The organism is Streptomyces sp. NBC_00461 (genome assembly GCF_036013935.1).
Classification (GTDB): domain Bacteria; phylum Actinomycetota; class Actinomycetes; order Streptomycetales; family Streptomycetaceae; genus Streptomyces.
In genome coordinates, this window is sequence record NZ_CP107902.1 from 1,645,001 (window position 1) to 1,661,162 (window position 16,162).

Below are 16,162 nucleotides of genomic sequence, written 5' to 3' on the forward strand. Positions count from 1 at the left end.
CCGCGTCGTCGTACGGGTGCTGGACGCCGGTGCGGACAAGCCGCTGGACTTCCTGACGCCTGCCGACGAGCCGAACCCGGCGCTCGGCGTGCGCGGGCTGCGGACGCTGCTCGACCACCCGGAGGTGCTGCGCACCCAGCTGACAGCGCTCGCGAAGGCTGCCGAGGGTCTGCCGGTCTACCTTGAGGTGATGGCTCCGATGGTGGCGGACCGTGCCGACGCCAAGGCGTTCGCGGACGCGTGCCGTGCGGCGGGGCTGCGGGCGAAGTTCGGCGCGATGGTCGAGATCCCGTCGGCCGCGCTGCGGGCTCGGTCGATTCTGCAGGAGGTCGAGTTCCTGTCCCTGGGGACCAACGACCTCGCGCAGTACACATTCGCCGCCGACCGTCAGGTGGGCGCGGTGTCCCGGCTGCAGGATCCGTGGCAGCCCGCGCTGCTCGACCTGGTCGCGCTGTCCGCCGAAGCGGCGAAGGCCGAGGGCAAGAGCTGTGGAGTCTGCGGTGAGGCCGCGTCCGATCCGCTGCTCGCGTGTGTGCTGACCGGTCTGGGTGTCACCTCTCTCTCGATGGGTGCGGCGTCGATTCCCTATGTCAGGGCGACGCTGGGCAAGTACACGCTGGCCCAGTGCGAGCGTGCCGCTGCGGCAGCCCGGGCCACGGAGAGCGCCGAGGAGGCGCGCAACGCGGCTCAGGCAGTGCTGTCCGGCGAGTAGTCGGGCCGAGATCGACTGTTGTTTCGCGGCTGTTTTTGAGGGGCGCTTCCTCCATGGATGAAGCGCCCCTTTTGCTTCAGTGGTGGTGTCCCGGCTCCGGTCCCTCCTGCCCCAGGTCCGGCGGTACGCAGTAGTCCACGTCCGATTCCGGGGAGATCAGGTCTCCGGATTCGATGTCGGTGCAGTAGGCGTCGAACACCTCTCCGGCTGTGAGGGGTTCTACGCCCTCTCCGCGCAGGCGCCATCCGTAGACGCGGTCGGTGGCCCCGGGGGCGCTGGTGCGCATCACGAGTCCGCCCGGGCTCTGGGTGGCGATGCCGAGGGCCAGGACCGTGGTGAACTCGAGGGCTTCGGCCTCGTCGAGTCGCACGGCACCGTGGTCGTCCTGATCGGCGTGCAGCACGGAGAAGAGGGTTTCCGGCGTTGCGAAGACGCTGCACACGAGGTGGCGATTGCCCGGTCCTGCCGTGTCCAGGATGCGTACGAGGAGGTGCGAGGCGCGGGTGAAGGCCGCGCGGCCGATGTCCTCGCCGCAGGAGGCGCATGCGCCGAGGCGGGCGAGGAGTGTGGAGGCGTACTCCCGGGTGGCCTGGCGAACGGCTTCGTCGACAAGGGCCGGGACGAGGTCGGCCAGGGGCTGGCCTTCGTAGGGAAGGAGGGGTCCTGTGGTGGCCAGTTCGGCGGTGAAGCGTGTGCGGCTGGACTGGACGTCGGGGTCGAGGCCGGTGTCCTCGCAGAATGCGGCGTACTCCTGCGGGTCGAAGAGGGCAACGGTGGTGTGGCTGCCTTGGGCGGCGCGCGTCTTGAGGAGCGCCTCCACTTGCTGGAGATAGCTGGTGTGGTTGTCGAAGGCGAAGCTGCGATAGCGCCGCATGGCGCGAAAGTCGTGTTCGTCGGTGAGCAGGCCGATGGTGCCCGCGATTTCGCGCCGCAGGACGCGTCGCATGGTCTGGTGGTCGGTGTGCGCCATCTTTCCCCCTGTGCACGGTCGATCAATGCTCACTCACAGTAACCGACGGCACTGACAATGACTTCTGGGTCAGGGGATCGCGGACCAGGCGATGCTGAACTATGCAGGTCAAGGCGATGGCGGCGCCGAAGCAGGCCCAGCCGACCGGGCCGGCGGCTATGGCCGCGGTGACTGCGAGTGGTCCGATGCTGCGTTGGGCGGACTGGGCCAGGCCGTGCACACCTAGGTAGGCGCCATGCGCCGTGCCGGGGGCGAGAGCGACGGACAGTTCCCAGGAAATGGTTGCGTGGAGCATCTCGGCCACCGTGAAGGCGGCGGCCGCGGCGGTCAGGAACAGGGTCGCGGTGATGGCGCCGCTCGTGGCCGAGAACGCCATGGCAAGGCCGCCGAGGGCGAAGGCGGCCGACAGCGGGACGAGGAGTCTGCGAGCGGCCGCAGTCGTGGTCCCGAAGCGGGCCAGGGGGACCTGGAGGGCCACCACCATCACGTTGTTGAGGACCAGCAGCAGGGGCGCGAGGCCGTGTGGTGCGGTGCCCGTGTGCGCGATCCAAAGAGGCAGGCCGATTTTGAAGACCGCGTCATCGAGGAAGAGAACGGTTTCGGTGGACACGTAGGCGAGGTAGGTGCGGTCGCGCCAGGGGCTTGCGCTTGTCGGCTTGGTTTTCGGTGCCGGGGACTTCGAGGTGGTCACCGTGCGGGTCGGGGACGGGGGTTCGCCGCAGCGCAGGGTGAGCAACGCGGAGGCGAGGAACGACACGGCGTCGCCGGCCAGGAGCCACTGGTAGGCCGCTGAGGTGCCGAGCGTCAGGGCCGCGGCGGCGGCGAGGCCTCCCAGGGCCCAGCCCGCGTTGGCGACGGTGCGCTGGACGGCCTGGTAGCGGACACGGTCCGGTCCTGCCACCCGGGTGGCGTACAGCCTGGTGAGGACGCTCGCCGCGCGGTCGCCGAGGCCGCCCACGGCGGAGAAGGCGAGGAGCAGGGCGAAATCGTTCGTGGTGAGGAGCGCCAAGGAGGCCAGCGCGCGCAGGAGTTGGACGACGAGCAGCACGCGGGTGAGCGGGAACCGGTCGGCGATGCGACCGCCAAGAGGTGCGCCGGCGATGCCGATGGCTCCGGCGGTCGCGGCGAGCGTGCCGACCTGACCGACCGAGAGGCCCGAGACGTAGGTGAGGTACAGGACTGACACGGAGGCCCAGAGTCCGCTGCCGGTCCGGTCGACGAGCGCGATGACGAGCATTCTGCGTCCGTCGCGCCCTCCGGGTATCCGGCTCGACCATGCGGCTGCGCGGTACGTCCGATGCACTGCTCCCCCTTGCCTTCGATTATGTACTGATACATAATTTCCAACGTGGCAACACAATATGGGATCACTGGTACGACGGCCAAGGGAATTGCCGCGTCCGTCGAACGGGCCGTGACGGAGGGATCGTTGGGGCCCGAGGCCGCGCTGCCTCCCGTGCGACGGCTCGCGGACGACCTCGGGGTCAGTCCCGGTACGGTCGCCACGGCCTACAAGGAGCTGCGCCGGCGTGGAATCGTCGTCACGCGCGGGCGGGGCGGGACCGTGGTGGCGCCCGCTCCCGCGGTGGCGTCACGCCGGCCGCCCAAAGTGCCGGAGGGCCTGCGGGACCTGTCCGGCGGGCACCCCGATCCCTCGCTCCTTCCCGCTCTCGTACCGCCGTCTCGTCTGTCACCCGGCGTCCGGGCACATCGCTCGATGCCCAGACTCGCGCGGCTGGAGGAGGTCGTGCGCGACTGGATCGGGCCCGAGGGTGTGCCGGTGGAACACGTGACCTTCGCGCACGGAGCGCTGGATCTGATCGGCCGGCTTCTGTCCGTGGAGCTGCGGCCCGGCGATGCCGTGGCCATGGAGGACCCCGGATATCACCATCTGCTGGATCTGGTCACTGCCCTGGGGCTGCGGATCGTCCCGGTGGCCGTGGACGACGAGGGTCTGCGTCCCGACGCCGTGCGGGGGGCGCTGCGGGCGGGTGTCCGGGCCCTGGTGTGCAGTCCACGGGCGCAGAATCCGTACGGCGGCTGTTTCTCGGCTGCGCGCCGGGAAGCGCTTCTGGAAGTGCTCCGTGCCGAGCCCGATGTGCTGGTGGTCGAGAACGACCACGCGTCGGAGGTCTCCGGTGCTCCCCTCCGCTCGCTGACCGGCGATGGATTGACGCGCTGGGTGCACGTGCGGACGGTGAGCAAGTTCCTGGGCACCGACCTGCGGTGGGCGGCGGCGGCTTGCGACGCGACCACGCTGGCCCGCCACGACGGCCGGCTGCTGCTGACGTCGGGCTGGGTCAGTCATCTCCTCCAGGAGATCGTGCACGGGCTGCTGACGGATGTCGCCACGCGCGCGTTGGTGACCGCCGCTCAGGAGACGTACGCGCTGCGCCGCGGCGCTCTGCTCGCCGAGCTGGGCGGGCGCGGAATCGATGCCCATGGGGCGAGCGGAATGAATCTGTGGGTGCCCGTGCAGGACGAGTCTGCCGTGGTGAACGGGCTGCGCTCGTACGGCTGGTGGGTCGCGGCCGGGGCCCGGTTCCGTTCGTCGTCGCCACCAGGGGTGCGGATCTCCGTGGCCGCGCTCGCGCCGGCCGACGCGGCGCGGCTGGCCTCGGACTTCGCTGCCGTGCTCGGCGAGTCCGAGGCCACCTACGGTGGTTGAGCCGGCGTCTCAGGAACGCTTGCGGGCGAGGTCCTCGTAGAAGTGCAGCAGATCCAGGTTGTCGATCGAGCCGGGGTTGACGGCCTTCTCCAGAGGAGTGCCCTGGAGGAGGCGCTTGACCGGGACCTCGATTCGCTTTCCGGTGAGGGTGTGCGGAATGCCGGGGACTTCGATGATCTCGTCTGGGACGTGGCGCGGTGAGAGCTGTTCCCGGATGGTCTGCTTGATACGGCCCAGCAGGGCGTCGTCCAGGGGTGTGCCGGGGGCCAGATGCACGAAGAGGGGCATCCAGTAGCCGCCGTCGGGCTGTTCGACCCCGATGACGAGGGATTCCCTGATCTCGGGGAGGCGCTCGACGGCCTCGTAGATGTCCGCGGAGCCCATGCGCACGCCCTGGCGGTTGAGGGTGGAGTCGGAGCGGCCGTGGATGACGACGGAGCCGCGGGAGGTGACGGTGATCCAGTCGCCGTGGCGCCACACGCCGGGATACGTGTCGAAGTAGCTGTCGTGGTAGCGGCTGCCGTCGGGGTCGTTCCAGAAGCGGATCGGCATCGACGGCATGGGGTTGGTGACCACGAGCTCGCCGACCTCGTCGATCACCGGTCTGCCGCTCGGGTCCCAGGACTGCAGATCGGTGCCGAGGCCGGGGGCCTGGAGCTCGCCGATGTACACCGGGAGGGTCGGTACCGCTCCCGCGAAGCAGGAGCACACGTCCGTGCCTCCGCTGACGGACGCGATCCACAGATCGGCCCCGCTCTCCGCGAACTCGTCGTGCAGCCAGCGGAAGCCGTCGGGTGGCAGCGGGGATCCGGTGGTGGCGACGCACTTCACCCCGGAGAGGTCGAAGTCTCGCGCCGGGTGCACGCCGGCCTTGCGGCAGGCCATGACGTACGCCGCCGAGGTGCCGTAGAGGGTGGCTCCGGTCCGTTCGGCGATGCGCCACTGGGCGCCCGTGTCCGGGAAGCCGGGGCTGCCGTCATAGAGCACGATCGTCGTTCCGGTGAGGAGGCCGGAGACGAGGAAGTTCCACATCATCCAGCCGGTCGACGTGTACCAGAAGAAACGGTCCTCCGGACCCAGGTCGCAGTGCAGGCCGAGCTGTTTGAGGTGTTCGATCAGGATGCCGCCCTGGGACTGGACGATGGCCTTGGGGAGTCCGGTCGTGCCCGAGGAGTAGAGCACCCAGAGGGGGTGGTCGAAGGGGACCTGTTCGAAGACGGGTTCCACGTCGGCACCGGTCAGGGCCGACCACTCCAGGGCGTCCTCGGGGGGTTCGGTGCCGAGGAGCGGGATGTGGACGACGGCACGCAGCGTGGGCAGTTCTTGGCGCAGCTCGGCGACGGTGTCGCGGCGATCGTGCTCCTTGCCGCCGTAGCGGTAGCCGTCAACGCTGAACAGGACGACCGGTTCGACCTGCTGGAAGCGGTCGAGGACGCTGCGGGCGCCGAAGTCGGGGGCGCAGGACGTCCAGACGCCGCCCACCGCCGCTGTGGCGAGGAAGGCGACGACGGCCTGCGGGATGTTCGGGAGGTAGCCGCTGACGCGGTCCCCGGGGCGTACGCCGAGGGCGCGCAGCTCGGCTGCCAGGGAGCCGACCTGTCGGCGCAGCTCCGACCAGGTCACCGGGCGCGGCTCGTGTGTCTCGTCGACGTACAGGAGGGCGGGTTCGTCCGCGCGGGTCGCGGCGGCGCGCAGGGCGTGCTCCGCGTAGTTCAGCGTCGCTTCGGGGAACCACTGCGCACCCGGCATCGAGCGGTCGCCGAGCACGCGCGCGTAGGGAGTCGAAAACCGTACGTCGAACCACTGGGTGACGGCTTTCCAGAACGTGTCCAGTTCGTCGACGGACCAGCGGTGCAGTGCCGCATAGCCACCCTCGGCCGGGGCGCCGTGGTGCTCGGCCGCCCAGGCCTGGAATTCTGTGACCTGCGCCTGGGCACGGCGTTCCGGATCTGGCTGCCAGAGTGGCTGGGGGTTCACGGTCGACATGGGGCGGCTCCCGGACTGTGCGCGTCGTGTGCGTCTGGCGCGCACGTGCTGGGGTGTGCGCGTGACGCGGCTGACACGGACGATGCCATGTGATCGACTTCTACACTAGGGCGCGACCCACATAGTCCGTGCCGTGAAGATGTGGTCCCGGCACGGGTGAACGGCAGTTGAACGGCACACATGTGTGGGGCGTTCAATGGCAGGGTGAGCAGCATGGACGGTCGTGACCTGGTGCGTTCGATAAAAGCGGTCGGTTCTTCGGGGGCGGCCCAGAGGTTGCGTATCGTGCGAGCCGCATGGCGCAGGAGGCGTGCGGACGCCTCCGCCCTGCCGTCGCGAGGCGCCGAGCGCGCGCGGGTGCCCGGGCCCGTGCAGGAGGTGGAGCCCGGCCCGGGTGGTGGCGTCGTCCGGTTCAGCCGGTCCGAGCTGCGCATCGTCGTAGCGGTGAACGGAGCGGTCTTCTGGGGCTGGGACGGGGCCTCTCCCGAGCCGTCGTACGCGTTGGCGGGCCGCTGCCCGGAGCCGGATCCCCGGGCGGTCCTGGAGCCGGACAAGGACGGTGGCTGGCGGGTCGTGGCCGAGCGGGTGACGGTCGTCATCTCGCGGCACGGAGCCGTCGAGGTGTGTACGCCCGGTGGTGTGACCCTGCGCCGAGATCTGCCGCCCCGGTGGTGGGAGCCGGTGGACGGTGGCACGGCACGCTGGATGCAGCGGTCGGAGGTGGCCGCGGACGCGCGGTTCTTCGGGCTCGGGGGGCGGTCGTCGGGCCCCCGGCTGCGCGAGGGCACGTACCGCTTGTGGAACACGGATCCGGGCCACGCGTTCGGTCCCGGAGACGATCCCCTGTACATCACGATGCCCGTGCAACTGGTGGCGGCGGACGCGGCGACGCATCTCGTGTTCCACGACACCTCCTGGGACGGCACGGTGACGCTGCGGGAGGGCGAGGAGGGCGCCGGTTCCGGGCACGACCGGGCAGGGACCTCCGAACTGCGCATGGACGGCGGCCCGTTGCGCTGCTGGGTGATCGTGGGCACCCCCGCGCGCGTGCTGCTCGTCTGGGCCTCGCTGACGGGTGCACCGGCGCTCCCGCCCGCCTGGGCGCTGGGTCATCACCACGCGCGCTGGGGCTTCGGCAGTGAGCAGGAGGTACGGCGGATCGTCTCCGGCTACCAGGAGCGCGGGCTGCCGCTCGACGCCGTCCATCTGGACATCGACCACTTCGACGAACACCAGGTGTTCACTGTCGACCACGAGCACTTTCCGAAGCTGCCGGTGCTGGCCGAGGAGCTGCGGCGGGACGGGATCCGGCTGGTGTCGATCGTCGACCCTGCGGTCGGAACCGCCGAGGGCAACGCGGTGTACGACAGCGGGACGGCCGAGGACTCGTTCGTGCGGGACGCCTCGGGGCGGGTCGTACGAGGGGTTGTGTGGCCTGGGGAGGCGGTGTTCCCGGACTTCACCCACGCGCGCGTGCGGGCTTGGTGGGGTCGTCTGTACAAGGAGCGGCTCGGCCAGGGGTTCTCGGGGTTCTGGCACGACATGAACGAACCCACGTCGTTCACCGCCTTCGGGGAGACGACGCTGCCTCGGTCGGCCAGGCACGCGCTCGAAGGCCGAGGCGGGGACCACCGGGAGGCGCACAACGTCTATGCGCTGTGCATGGCAAGGGCAGGCTACGAAGGGCTGCGCGAACTGGCTCCCCAGGAGCGGCCGTTCATCTTCTCGCGCTCCGGTTGGGCCGGCATGCAGCGGTACGGGGGCGCGTGGTCCGGTGACGTGGCCACGGGCTGGCCAGGGCTGCGGGCGTCGTTGTCGCTGGTCATGGGGCTCGGGCTGTGCGGGGTGCCGTATTCGGGCCCGGACGTGGGCGGTTTCGACGGGAGTCCGTCACCCGAGCTGTACCTGCGATGGTTCCAACTGGGCTCGTATCTGCCGCTGTTCCGGACGCACGCGAGTCTGCGTGCGGGGCGCAGGGAGCCTTGGGAGTTCGGTGCCGAGGTGCTGGAGCACGCGCGTGTGGCGCTCGTCGAACGGCGGCGGCTGCTGCCGTACTTCATGACGCTCGCGCACCTGGCCCGCCGCACGGGAGCGCCCTATGTGAGGCCGCTGTGGTGGTCGACGCCGGAAGACCGTGCGCTGCGCGACTGTGAGGACGCCTTCCTGCTGGGCGACTGCCTGCTGGTGGCGCCGGTGCTTGATCCGGGCACGGACCGGCGTGCGGTGCAGCTGCCCCGTGGGCGCTGGTACGACACGGTGACGGAGCAGGTGTACGAGGGGCCGGGACAGGTGCTCCTCGATGCCCCCTTGTCGCGGATTCCGGTGCTCGCGCGCGCGGGTGCCGTCGTCCCCGTACGCGGGGACGACGGCGGGTTGGAACTGGAGGTGTGGGCGCCCGCCCAGGGTCGGACCGGGAGCGGACTGGTGGTGCAGGACGCGGGCGACGGGTGGGACGAGCCGGAACTCGAGCGCTACGTCGCCCGTTGGACGGGGGGACGGCTGGTGGTCGAGCGGGAGGACGAGGGCGGCGCGAGCGAGCCGCCCTACCCGGTGCGCGTGCGCGGGCTCAAGGAGAGCTGACTCAGATGTACCGGCCCTCGAACCAGGCCCGCACGGCCAGCGTGTGCAGAGGGAAGGCGAGTTCCTCCGCCCTGCGCAGGAGGTGCCAGCCCTCCGTCTCGTCCGTGGGCGCAGACTGCGGAAGGCCCTCGGCCGATCGCTCCGGGAGGAGCCCGAACAGCAGCAGATGCCCGTCCGGGGAACTCATGGCGTCGATGAGCCGGACGTCGCGGCTCGCCGCGTCGATGCCGGTCTCTTCCTTGAGTTCGCGGACGACGGCCTGCCGCCAGTCCTCGCGGTCGTCGATGTAGCCGCCGGGCAGGGCTATGCCCCCGCGCGCGGGGACGATGGTTCGGGTGATGACGACGAGGGCGGTGCCCTGCGTGTCGTACACGGGTTGGAGCGCGATCGCCACCGGCAGTGGGTTGCGGTAGGCCACCGCATGGCAGGCCGGACAGGTGCGGGGCCAACCGGTGACGCCCTCCCCGTAGGGCGCTCCGCAGCTCGAACAGTGGGAGTCGGGCGCGGAGTTGGGGGTTGAGGCTTGAGTTTCGGACACGAAGCGGAATGTATCCGATCACGGGCGGGGCGTCTCCGGCAGGCCGCTCAGTAGCCGCTGGTGAGCGACTTCCAGGACACGGGGAAGTCGAAATAGGTGTCCGGGTAGGGCTCGGGCTTGTACGTGTAGTGCCACCACTCCTCTGCGAGGTTCACGAATCCGAGCCCCTCGAGGGTGCCCTTGAGGAGCAGCCTGTTGGCGCGCTGATCTCCCTGGATGCGCGGGTCGAGCGTGTGGGCGAGGGTGTCGAAGCAGTCGAAGCCGGTGCCCATGTCGACGGAGTTGTCGGGGAAGCGTTCGCCCTTGGGCCCGTAGCAGGGGACGAGGGGGTCTCCGGAGTGGTACGGCCGGGTCGGCTTCGCGGGGAGCCTCGCGATGGTGAGGTCCATGGTCGAACCGCGGCTGTGGCCGGATTTCTCCGCGATGTAACCGTCCTCGAACAGCCGGGTCTTGTCGACCTTCGGGTAGAACTCTCCCTTCATCGCCTGGTCGTCGAGGTCCTCGGCCCAGCGGACGAAGTGGTTGACGGCGCGTTGCGGTCGGTAGCAGTCGTACACCTTGAGGGTGTAGCCCTTGCGCAGCAGCCTCGTCTGGGCCCTGTGGAGCGCTTCGGCGGCCGGCCTGGTGAGGATGCAGATCGGCTGCCGATAGCCGTCGATGCGCTCACCGACGAAGTTGTGCGGAGTGAAGTAGCGCATCTCCTGGATGATCGTCGGGTCCACCGTTCTCAGGGCCACGAAGTCTTTCGGTGCCCTGGGTCCCGTCGTTCTGGCCTGGGCGGTGGCGGATGCGGCGGTCACGGCCAGCAGGGCGGCGAGTGCGGTAATTGCACCGCGTAGTGCACGGGAGAGACGTGTCATGTCTCCTGCATCTATCAGGAAGGCGTTACGTCCGGGAAGCGATCGGATGCGGTTCACCCCGGATCGGGAAAGGACGGCCGGAACCACCCCCGTGGACCCCGGCCGTCCCTTCCGTAACGACGACGCACCAAGGACCGGTTCGGTTCGATCGAGCGCACTGCCGATTTCCGGATGCCCGTGGCAGACTTCTGACGTTCCGTCAGATTCCTTGGCGAGGAGGAACTTTGTCGCGCACACGCACGCCTGTGGTCGCCGGGTGGTTCGCCGGCGACGGGGACGGCTTCAGGCTCCTCGGGACGCGCTGTGCGGCGTGCACCTCGCTCTTCTTCCCCCGCGAGGACGCGCACTGCCGCAATCCCGGGTGCCCGGGCGGAGATCTGGAGGAGGTGCCCCTGTCACGGCAGGGGCGCGTCTGGTCGTACACGGACAGCCGCTATCGACCTCCGTCACCCTATGTGACCGATCCGGAACTTTCGTGGGCGCCGTACACGTTGATCGCTGTGGAGCTGGAGCCCGAGCGAATCGTGGTGCTGGGACAGGCGGCTCCGGGGATCACCGTCGCCGACCTGGCGGTGGGCATGGAGGTGGAGGTCGTCCCCGGAGTGCTCCATGAGGACACGGAGACGATCTGGACGACCTGGCACTGGCGGCCGACGGGGGTGAAGGCATGACGGGTGAGGTGGCGGTGCTCGGCGCGGGCATGCACCCGTGGGGCAAGTGGGGGCGCAGTTTCGTCGAGTACGGGGCTGCGGCTGCCCGTGCGGCGCTCGCCGACGCCGGGCTCGAGTGGCGGGACGTCGGCTCGGTGGTCGGGGCCGGCACCGTGCGCGGCGGCTATCCGGGGTATGTCGCCGGTGCGACCTTCGCAAAGGCACTGGGCTGGCAGGGGGCCCGGGTAGCGAGCGTGTACGCCGCCTGCGCGTCCGGAGCGCAGGCCGTCAACACCGCGCGGGCGCAGATACTTTCGGGGCTCGCGGACGTGGTCCTCGTGGTGGGCGCCGACGCGGCACCCAAGGGATTCTTCCGGCCCGCGGGCGGAGACCGGCCCGACGATCCGGACTGGCTTCGCTTCCGGGTTCTGGGGGCGACCAATCCCACGTACTTCGGGCTGTACGCCCGCCGTCGCATGGCCGTGCACGGGGACACACTGGAGGACTTCGCACAGGTCAAGGTGAAGAACTCGGCGCTGGGGGAGCTCAATCCGAACGCGCGCTACCGCAAGCGGGTCACCGCCGATGAGGTCGCCGCCTCCGCCGTGGTCGCCGATCCGCTGCGGCTGCTCGACATCTGCGCGACGTCGGACGGAGGTGCCGCCGTGGTGCTGTCCAGCATGGAGTTCGCGCGCCGGCACGCGACGAATCGGCCGGTGCGGATCCGGGCCGTGTCCACGGTGACACCCCGCTACCCCAACACGGTGCTGGATCTGCCCGACATCGCGACGGACTCGGCAGCCGCCCTGGAGCCGGCCGCCGACCCGTTCCGGGCATCGATCGCGCGAGCGGCCTACGAGGAGGCGGGCGTCGGACCCGAGGACCTCTCCCTCGCGGAGGTGTACGACCTGTCCACGGCCCTGGAGTTGCAGTGGTACGAGGATCTGGGGCTGTGCGGGCAGGGAGAGGGCGCGAAGCTGTTGCGGGAGGGCGTGACGGCCCCGGGCGGCCGCATACCGGTGAACGTCAGCGGTGGGCTGGCCTCCTTCGGCGAGGCGGTTCCGGCCCAGGCGATCGCTCAAGTATGCGAGCTGACCTGGCAGTTGAGAGAGGAGGCGGGTGAGCGGCAGGTCGCGGGGGCGCGCGTGGGGATCACGGCGAACCAGGGATTGTTCGGGCATGGGTCGGCGGTGATCGCAGTGCGGTGAGCGTGGTGCGGTGACCGTGACGCGGTGGGGTGGTGCGGTGAGCGCAGCGCGGTGAGCGGCCGTTCGGGGACGGGTCCGAGGAACATGGCCGCCGCGCGGCGCAAGCCCTTTCTCCTACGCTGCGTGACCGCTCCGGAATCCTGTGTGAACGTCTCATGAACTGGCCCTGAGCGTGCTTCGGTGGAGCCATCATGCTCCCGTGCGCTCCTGGACGGATACTCTCCGCTTCGCCTTCCAACCGGTGGTCAACCTGACCACCGGCGGAGTCGCGGGGCTGGAGATACTCGCCCGCCCTGAGGCCGGCGACATCCTGGCCGAGGCTCGCCGGGACCCTGAACTCGACGGCCGGCTGGCGGTGTTGGCGGTCCGTGCGGCGGCGCGCAAGGAGACCTTGCTACCGCTGCACGTCAACGTGTTCGCCGGTACCCTCGCCGACCTCGGCGGCCTCACTCCGCTGCACGACGCCGTGCGCGCGGCTGGACGGCTGCCGTGGGAGGTGACGATCGACATCGGACCGCCGTACACCCACGTCCCCCACCAGGCTCTGCTGGAGGCGGTGGGCGCGCTGCGGGCCCAGGGCTTCCGGATCAGCGCGGACGGCGTCGGGGACGGTGACGTACCCCTGCGATTGCTCACCGACATGGGGCCCGACCTGGTGAAACTGGACGCGTCGCTGCTGGCTCGGCCTGCGGCGGTGATGGCCATGCGGACACTGTGCGAGCAGTTGGGAGCGCTCCTGTCCGTCGAGGGCGTGGAGACGGAACTGCAGTGCGGGGCCGCGATCTCGGCCGGAGCCCAGCTGGCCCAGGGTGAGTTGTTCGCGCCGCCGGCCCGGCTGCCCGCGGCGGACGTATACGTTCCGCCCCGCTCCCCCGGTGCCGTGACGGTTCCCAGGTCGGGACCCTCGGTGCGACAGTTCGTGCGGCCCGCGGCGCTGCTGCCGGCCACCGCGTCGGCCGGTCAGGTGCGGGCACTGCTGACCGGGTCGCCTGAGGTGTCCGGCGTACTGCTCGTCGACCAGCACGGGCTCCCGGTCCGTTCCGTGCACCGTTCGCGCTTTCTGCTGTCGATGTCGGGGCGCTACGGCCATGCGCTGTACGCCGACCGGCCCGCCGTCAAGCTCGGGGACCACCCTCGGACGGTGGGCGTCGACGCCACCGCCTGGGAGGTCCTGGACGTGGTGGCCGTCGGCGACCGCAGCCGTACATCGGACGATGTGGCGGTCGTGGACCGGCACGGGCGGTGCGTCGGTGTCGTACGGCTCGCAGACCTGGTGCGGGCGCTGGCCGAGAGCCGGGTCGAGGAGGCGGCCGGGCTCAATCCGCTGACACGGCTGCCGGGTTCGGACGCCATCACCGGCGAAGTGGACCGACGCATCGCGGACGGCCGGACGTTCGCGCTGAGCTGGCTGGACGTGGATCACTTCAAGCAGGTCAACGACGGAGCCGGATTCGCGGCGGGCGACGAGCTGATCCGGTCGGTGGGCAGGGCACTGCAGCACGCGGCGTCCGGAAGCACCCGGGTGGGCCACATCGGCGGGGACGACTTCCTGGTGCTCGCCGAGCCGGAGTGGCTGGATCCGCTCGCTGCCTCGGTGCTGGACGCGCCCTGGTCGGCCGGCGGGCGTCCCGTCACGTTGTCCCTGGCCACCGTCCTGTGTCCGCCGGGCAGTGTGCTGGACCACCGTCAGGCGGCCGCGTGTCTGGCGCCGCTGAAGAAGGCCGCGAAATCGCTCCAGGGAGCGAGTTGGGTGCTGGGCCGAGCGGGGCTGGCGGGCCACGAGATCCGGCGCGGCTCGGGGGCGGCGCCCGCCCAGGCCGGGTGCGCGGTGGCGGAACCAGGCCTAGGCTGATCGTCATAACCGACGGACGTTCCTCCTTCGCACGGACACCGCGGCGGCTGTCACCGTTGCCGTCGGCGACCTTGACGCTCTGTGGGCGCCGGTGAACACTTCCGGTGTCAGTCGACATCGCCGTACATAAACGGTGTATCCAGGCACGCGCCGCGCGGGCCCCGCCTGAAGAACAGGCCCGTTCCCCACCGGCGATTCGGCTGCGACGGCACGCTCGTCACGGACGCCGTGCGGGGCGCGGGAGCTTCCCTGCCTTCGGCTGAAGTCGCCACGGGAAACGCACCCTGCACGGAGGACCGGGGCCGATCACCCCGGGGACAGGGCCTAGGAGCCGCCATGAGCAACGGAGACATCCACGGCGAAGGCCGCGCCTGCGGCGTCGGTGGACCGCCGCACGGCGGGCGCACGGGCCATGCCGTCACCGCGACCCGTGGCCCGGGACCATGCCGGGACCGGAGTCACTCGCGGATCCCGGTTGTCGGACCGCTGATCGGCGGGGCACTTTCCGGGCTCATCCTCAAAGCAGCCTTCTGATCCAAAGCAGCCTCCCGAAGGAACGACGAAGGGGACGTCATGACGGACAAGTTCGTCGCCGCTATCGACCAGGGCACCACCTCCAGCCGCTGCATCGTCTTCAACCAGGACGGCGCGATCGTCGCCGTCGACCAGCGCGAGCACCGCCAGATCTTCCCGAAACCGGGCTGGGTGGAGCACGACGCCACGGAGATCTGGTCCAAGGTGCAGGCGGTGGTCGCCGGAGCGATCGCCAAGGCCGGACTGCGCGCCGATCAGCTCAGCGCGCTCGGCATCACCAACCAGCGCGAGACCACGCTCCTGTGGGACCGCGCGACGGGCAAGCCCGTGCACAACGCCATCGTGTGGCAGGACACGCGCACCGCGGGTCTCGTCAACCAGCTCGGCGGCGCGGACGGGCAGGACCGATTCCGCGAGCAGACCGGGCTGCCGCTGGCCACCTACTTCTCCGGCCCGAAGGCGGCCTGGCTGTTCGACAACGTGCCCGGCCTCCGGGCCCGGGCCGAGAACGGCGAGATCGCCTTCGGCACCATGGACTCCTGGCTCATCTGGAACCTGACGGGCGGCACCGACGGCGGACAGCACGTCACCGACGTGACGAACGCCGGGCGCACCATGCTGATGAACCTGGAAACCCTCCAGTGGGACCCGTCCATCCTCTCCGCGATGAACATCCCCGAGGCCGTCCTGCCCGAGATCAGGTCCTCGGCCGAGGTGTACGGCAGTGCGGTCGGCCAGCTGGCCGGAGTGCCGGTCGCGTCGGCCCTCGGCGACCAGCAGGCGGCCGTGTTCGGGCAGGCCTGCTACGACGTGGGCACCGCGAAGAACACGTACGGCACGGGCTCCTTCCTGCTGCTCAACACGGGCAACCGGCCGGTGGCGTCCAAGAGCGGGCTGCTGACGACGATGGGCTACAAGATCGGGACTGAGGCACCGGTCTACTGCCTGGAGGGGTCGATAGCCATAACGGGCGCCCTCGTGCAATGGTTCCGCGACCAACTGGGCATCATCCGTACCGCCGACGAGATCGAGCCCCTGGCGGAGAGCGTCGACGACAACGGAGGGGCGTACATCGTGCCCGCCTTCTCCGGCCTCTTCGCACCGTACTGGCGCTCCGACGCGCGCGGTGTCATCACGGGGCTGACCCGCTACGTCACCAAGGCGCATCTCGCACGGGCCGTGCTGGAGGCGACGAGCTGGCAGACCCGTGAGGTCGTGGACGCCATGTACCAGGACTCCGGGGTGCAGATCACCACCCTGAAGGTGGACGGCGGCATGACCAAGAACAACCTGCTGATGCAGCACCAGGCGGATGTGCTCGACGTTCCCGTGGTCCGGCCGAAGGTCTCCGAGACCACGTGTCTGGGCGCCGCGTATGCGGCCGGGCTCGCGACCGGTGTGTGGAACGACCTCGACGAGCTGAAGTCCCACTGGCAGAAGGACGTCGAGTGGACGCCCGCCATGGAGGCGTCCGTACGCGACCGCGAGTACCACAACTGGCGCAAGGCCGTGGAGAAGAGCTTCGGCTGGGAGGAGGACGGCGAGAACTAGGCACACGCGCGCGTGCGTGAGCCGTAGGCAGCGGCCCGTACCCCGGTCGGCGG

Annotated in this window: 12 protein-coding genes (1 of these 12 only partly in view); 7 read left to right on the plus strand and 5 right to left on the minus strand. The window is 70.2% G+C overall.

Annotated features, from left to right (window positions below):
• Positions 1-712 carry the final stretch of a phosphoenolpyruvate--protein phosphotransferase gene (gene ptsP, locus OG870_RS08035; RefSeq protein WP_266586124.1) on the plus strand. The gene continues 959 nt to the left of window position 1, outside the view, so only the last 712 of its 1,671 coding nucleotides appear in the window; the start codon falls outside the window, past its left edge; its stop codon occupies positions 710-712.
• 76 nt (positions 713-788) lie between these two features.
• Here ptsP and OG870_RS08040 read toward each other — a convergent pair whose 3' ends face one another.
• Together OG870_RS08040 and OG870_RS08045 are read right to left on the minus strand one after the other, a co-directional pair.
• The gene (locus tag OG870_RS08040) at positions 789-1,682 is read right to left on the minus strand and encodes a hypothetical protein (RefSeq protein ID WP_266530647.1); all 894 of its coding nucleotides are present in this window, start codon (positions 1,680-1,682) and stop codon (positions 789-791) included.
• 22 nt (positions 1,683-1,704) lie between these two features.
• On the minus strand, positions 1,705-2,919 hold the full coding sequence (locus OG870_RS08045; RefSeq protein WP_327690790.1) for an MFS transporter: 1,215 nt from the start codon (positions 2,917-2,919) through the stop codon (positions 1,705-1,707).
• Positions 2,920-3,030: 111 nt separating this feature from the next.
• On the opposite strand from OG870_RS08045, the gene OG870_RS08050 reads away from it, so the two are divergent.
• A complete protein-coding gene (locus OG870_RS08050; RefSeq protein ID WP_266530651.1) occupies positions 3,031-4,350 on the plus strand; it encodes an aminotransferase class I/II-fold pyridoxal phosphate-dependent enzyme in 1,320 nt (439 codons plus the stop codon).
• A gap of 9 nt (positions 4,351-4,359) precedes the next feature.
• Here the strand turns inward: OG870_RS08050 and OG870_RS08055 are convergent, their stop codons facing one another.
• Positions 4,360-6,336 carry an acetoacetate--CoA ligase gene (locus OG870_RS08055; protein ID WP_266586120.1) on the minus strand — a complete coding sequence of 659 codons (1,977 nt, stop codon included), beginning with the start codon at positions 6,334-6,336 and terminating at the stop codon, positions 4,360-4,362.
• A gap of 213 nt (positions 6,337-6,549) precedes the next feature.
• Here OG870_RS08055 and OG870_RS08060 point away from each other — a divergent pair, with 213 nt between their 5' ends.
• Entirely contained in the window at positions 6,550-8,916 is a 2,367-nt protein-coding gene (locus tag OG870_RS08060) for a glycoside hydrolase family 31 protein (protein ID WP_266586118.1), read from the plus strand.
• A 1-nt stretch (position 8,917) separates the two neighbouring features.
• Here the strand turns inward: OG870_RS08060 and OG870_RS08065 are convergent, their stop codons facing one another.
• Entirely contained in the window at positions 8,918-9,454 is a 537-nt protein-coding gene (locus OG870_RS08065) for an NUDIX domain-containing protein (protein WP_266530657.1), read from the minus strand.
• Between the two features lie 47 nt (positions 9,455-9,501).
• A complete protein-coding gene (locus OG870_RS08070; RefSeq protein WP_266841463.1) occupies positions 9,502-10,314 on the minus strand; it encodes a M15 family metallopeptidase in 813 nt (270 codons plus the stop codon).
• Positions 10,315-10,559: 245 nt separating this feature from the next.
• Here OG870_RS08070 and OG870_RS08075 point away from each other — a divergent pair, with 245 nt between their 5' ends.
• The 4 genes from OG870_RS08075 (at position 10,560) to glpK (ending at position 16,109) form a co-directional block, all read left to right on the plus strand.
• Positions 10,560-10,985 carry a Zn-ribbon domain-containing OB-fold protein gene (locus tag OG870_RS08075; RefSeq protein WP_266842254.1) on the plus strand — a complete coding sequence of 142 codons (426 nt, stop codon included), beginning with the start codon at positions 10,560-10,562 and terminating at the stop codon, positions 10,983-10,985.
• Positions 10,982-12,172 carry a lipid-transfer protein gene (locus OG870_RS08080; RefSeq protein ID WP_266530660.1) on the plus strand — a complete coding sequence of 397 codons (1,191 nt, stop codon included), beginning with the start codon at positions 10,982-10,984 and terminating at the stop codon, positions 12,170-12,172. The genes OG870_RS08075 and OG870_RS08080 overlap by 4 nt, the downstream gene beginning before the upstream one ends.
• A gap of 199 nt (positions 12,173-12,371) precedes the next feature.
• Entirely contained in the window at positions 12,372-14,024 is a 1,653-nt protein-coding gene (locus OG870_RS08085; protein WP_266586112.1) for a GGDEF domain-containing protein, read from the plus strand.
• Between the two features lie 573 nt (positions 14,025-14,597).
• A complete protein-coding gene (gene glpK / locus OG870_RS08090; RefSeq protein WP_266530663.1) occupies positions 14,598-16,109 on the plus strand; it encodes a glycerol kinase GlpK in 1,512 nt (503 codons plus the stop codon).
• The last annotated feature ends 53 nt before the right edge of the window (positions 16,110-16,162 follow it).

What these genes read in the sequence shown, in the direction of transcription:
- OG870_RS08040 (WP_266530647.1), bottom strand. Translation starts at nt 1,682, where the DNA reads ATGGCGCACACCGACCACCAGACCATGCGACGCGTCCTGCGGCGCGAA.
- OG870_RS08045 (WP_327690790.1), bottom strand. Translation starts at nt 2,919, where the DNA reads ATGCTCGTCATCGCGCTCGTCGACCGGACCGGCAGCGGACTCTGGGCC.
- OG870_RS08055 (WP_266586120.1), bottom strand. Translation starts at nt 6,336, where the DNA reads ATGTCGACCGTGAACCCCCAGCCACTCTGGCAGCCAGATCCGGAACGC.
- OG870_RS08060 (WP_266586118.1), top strand. Translation starts at nt 6,550, where the DNA reads ATGGACGGTCGTGACCTGGTGCGTTCGATAAAAGCGGTCGGTTCTTCG.
- OG870_RS08070 (WP_266841463.1), bottom strand. Translation starts at nt 10,314, where the DNA reads ATGACACGTCTCTCCCGTGCACTACGCGGTGCAATTACCGCACTCGCC.
- OG870_RS08080 (WP_266530660.1), top strand. Translation starts at nt 10,982, where the DNA reads ATGACGGGTGAGGTGGCGGTGCTCGGCGCGGGCATGCACCCGTGGGGC.
- glpK (WP_266530663.1), top strand. Translation starts at nt 14,598, where the DNA reads ATGACGGACAAGTTCGTCGCCGCTATCGACCAGGGCACCACCTCCAGC.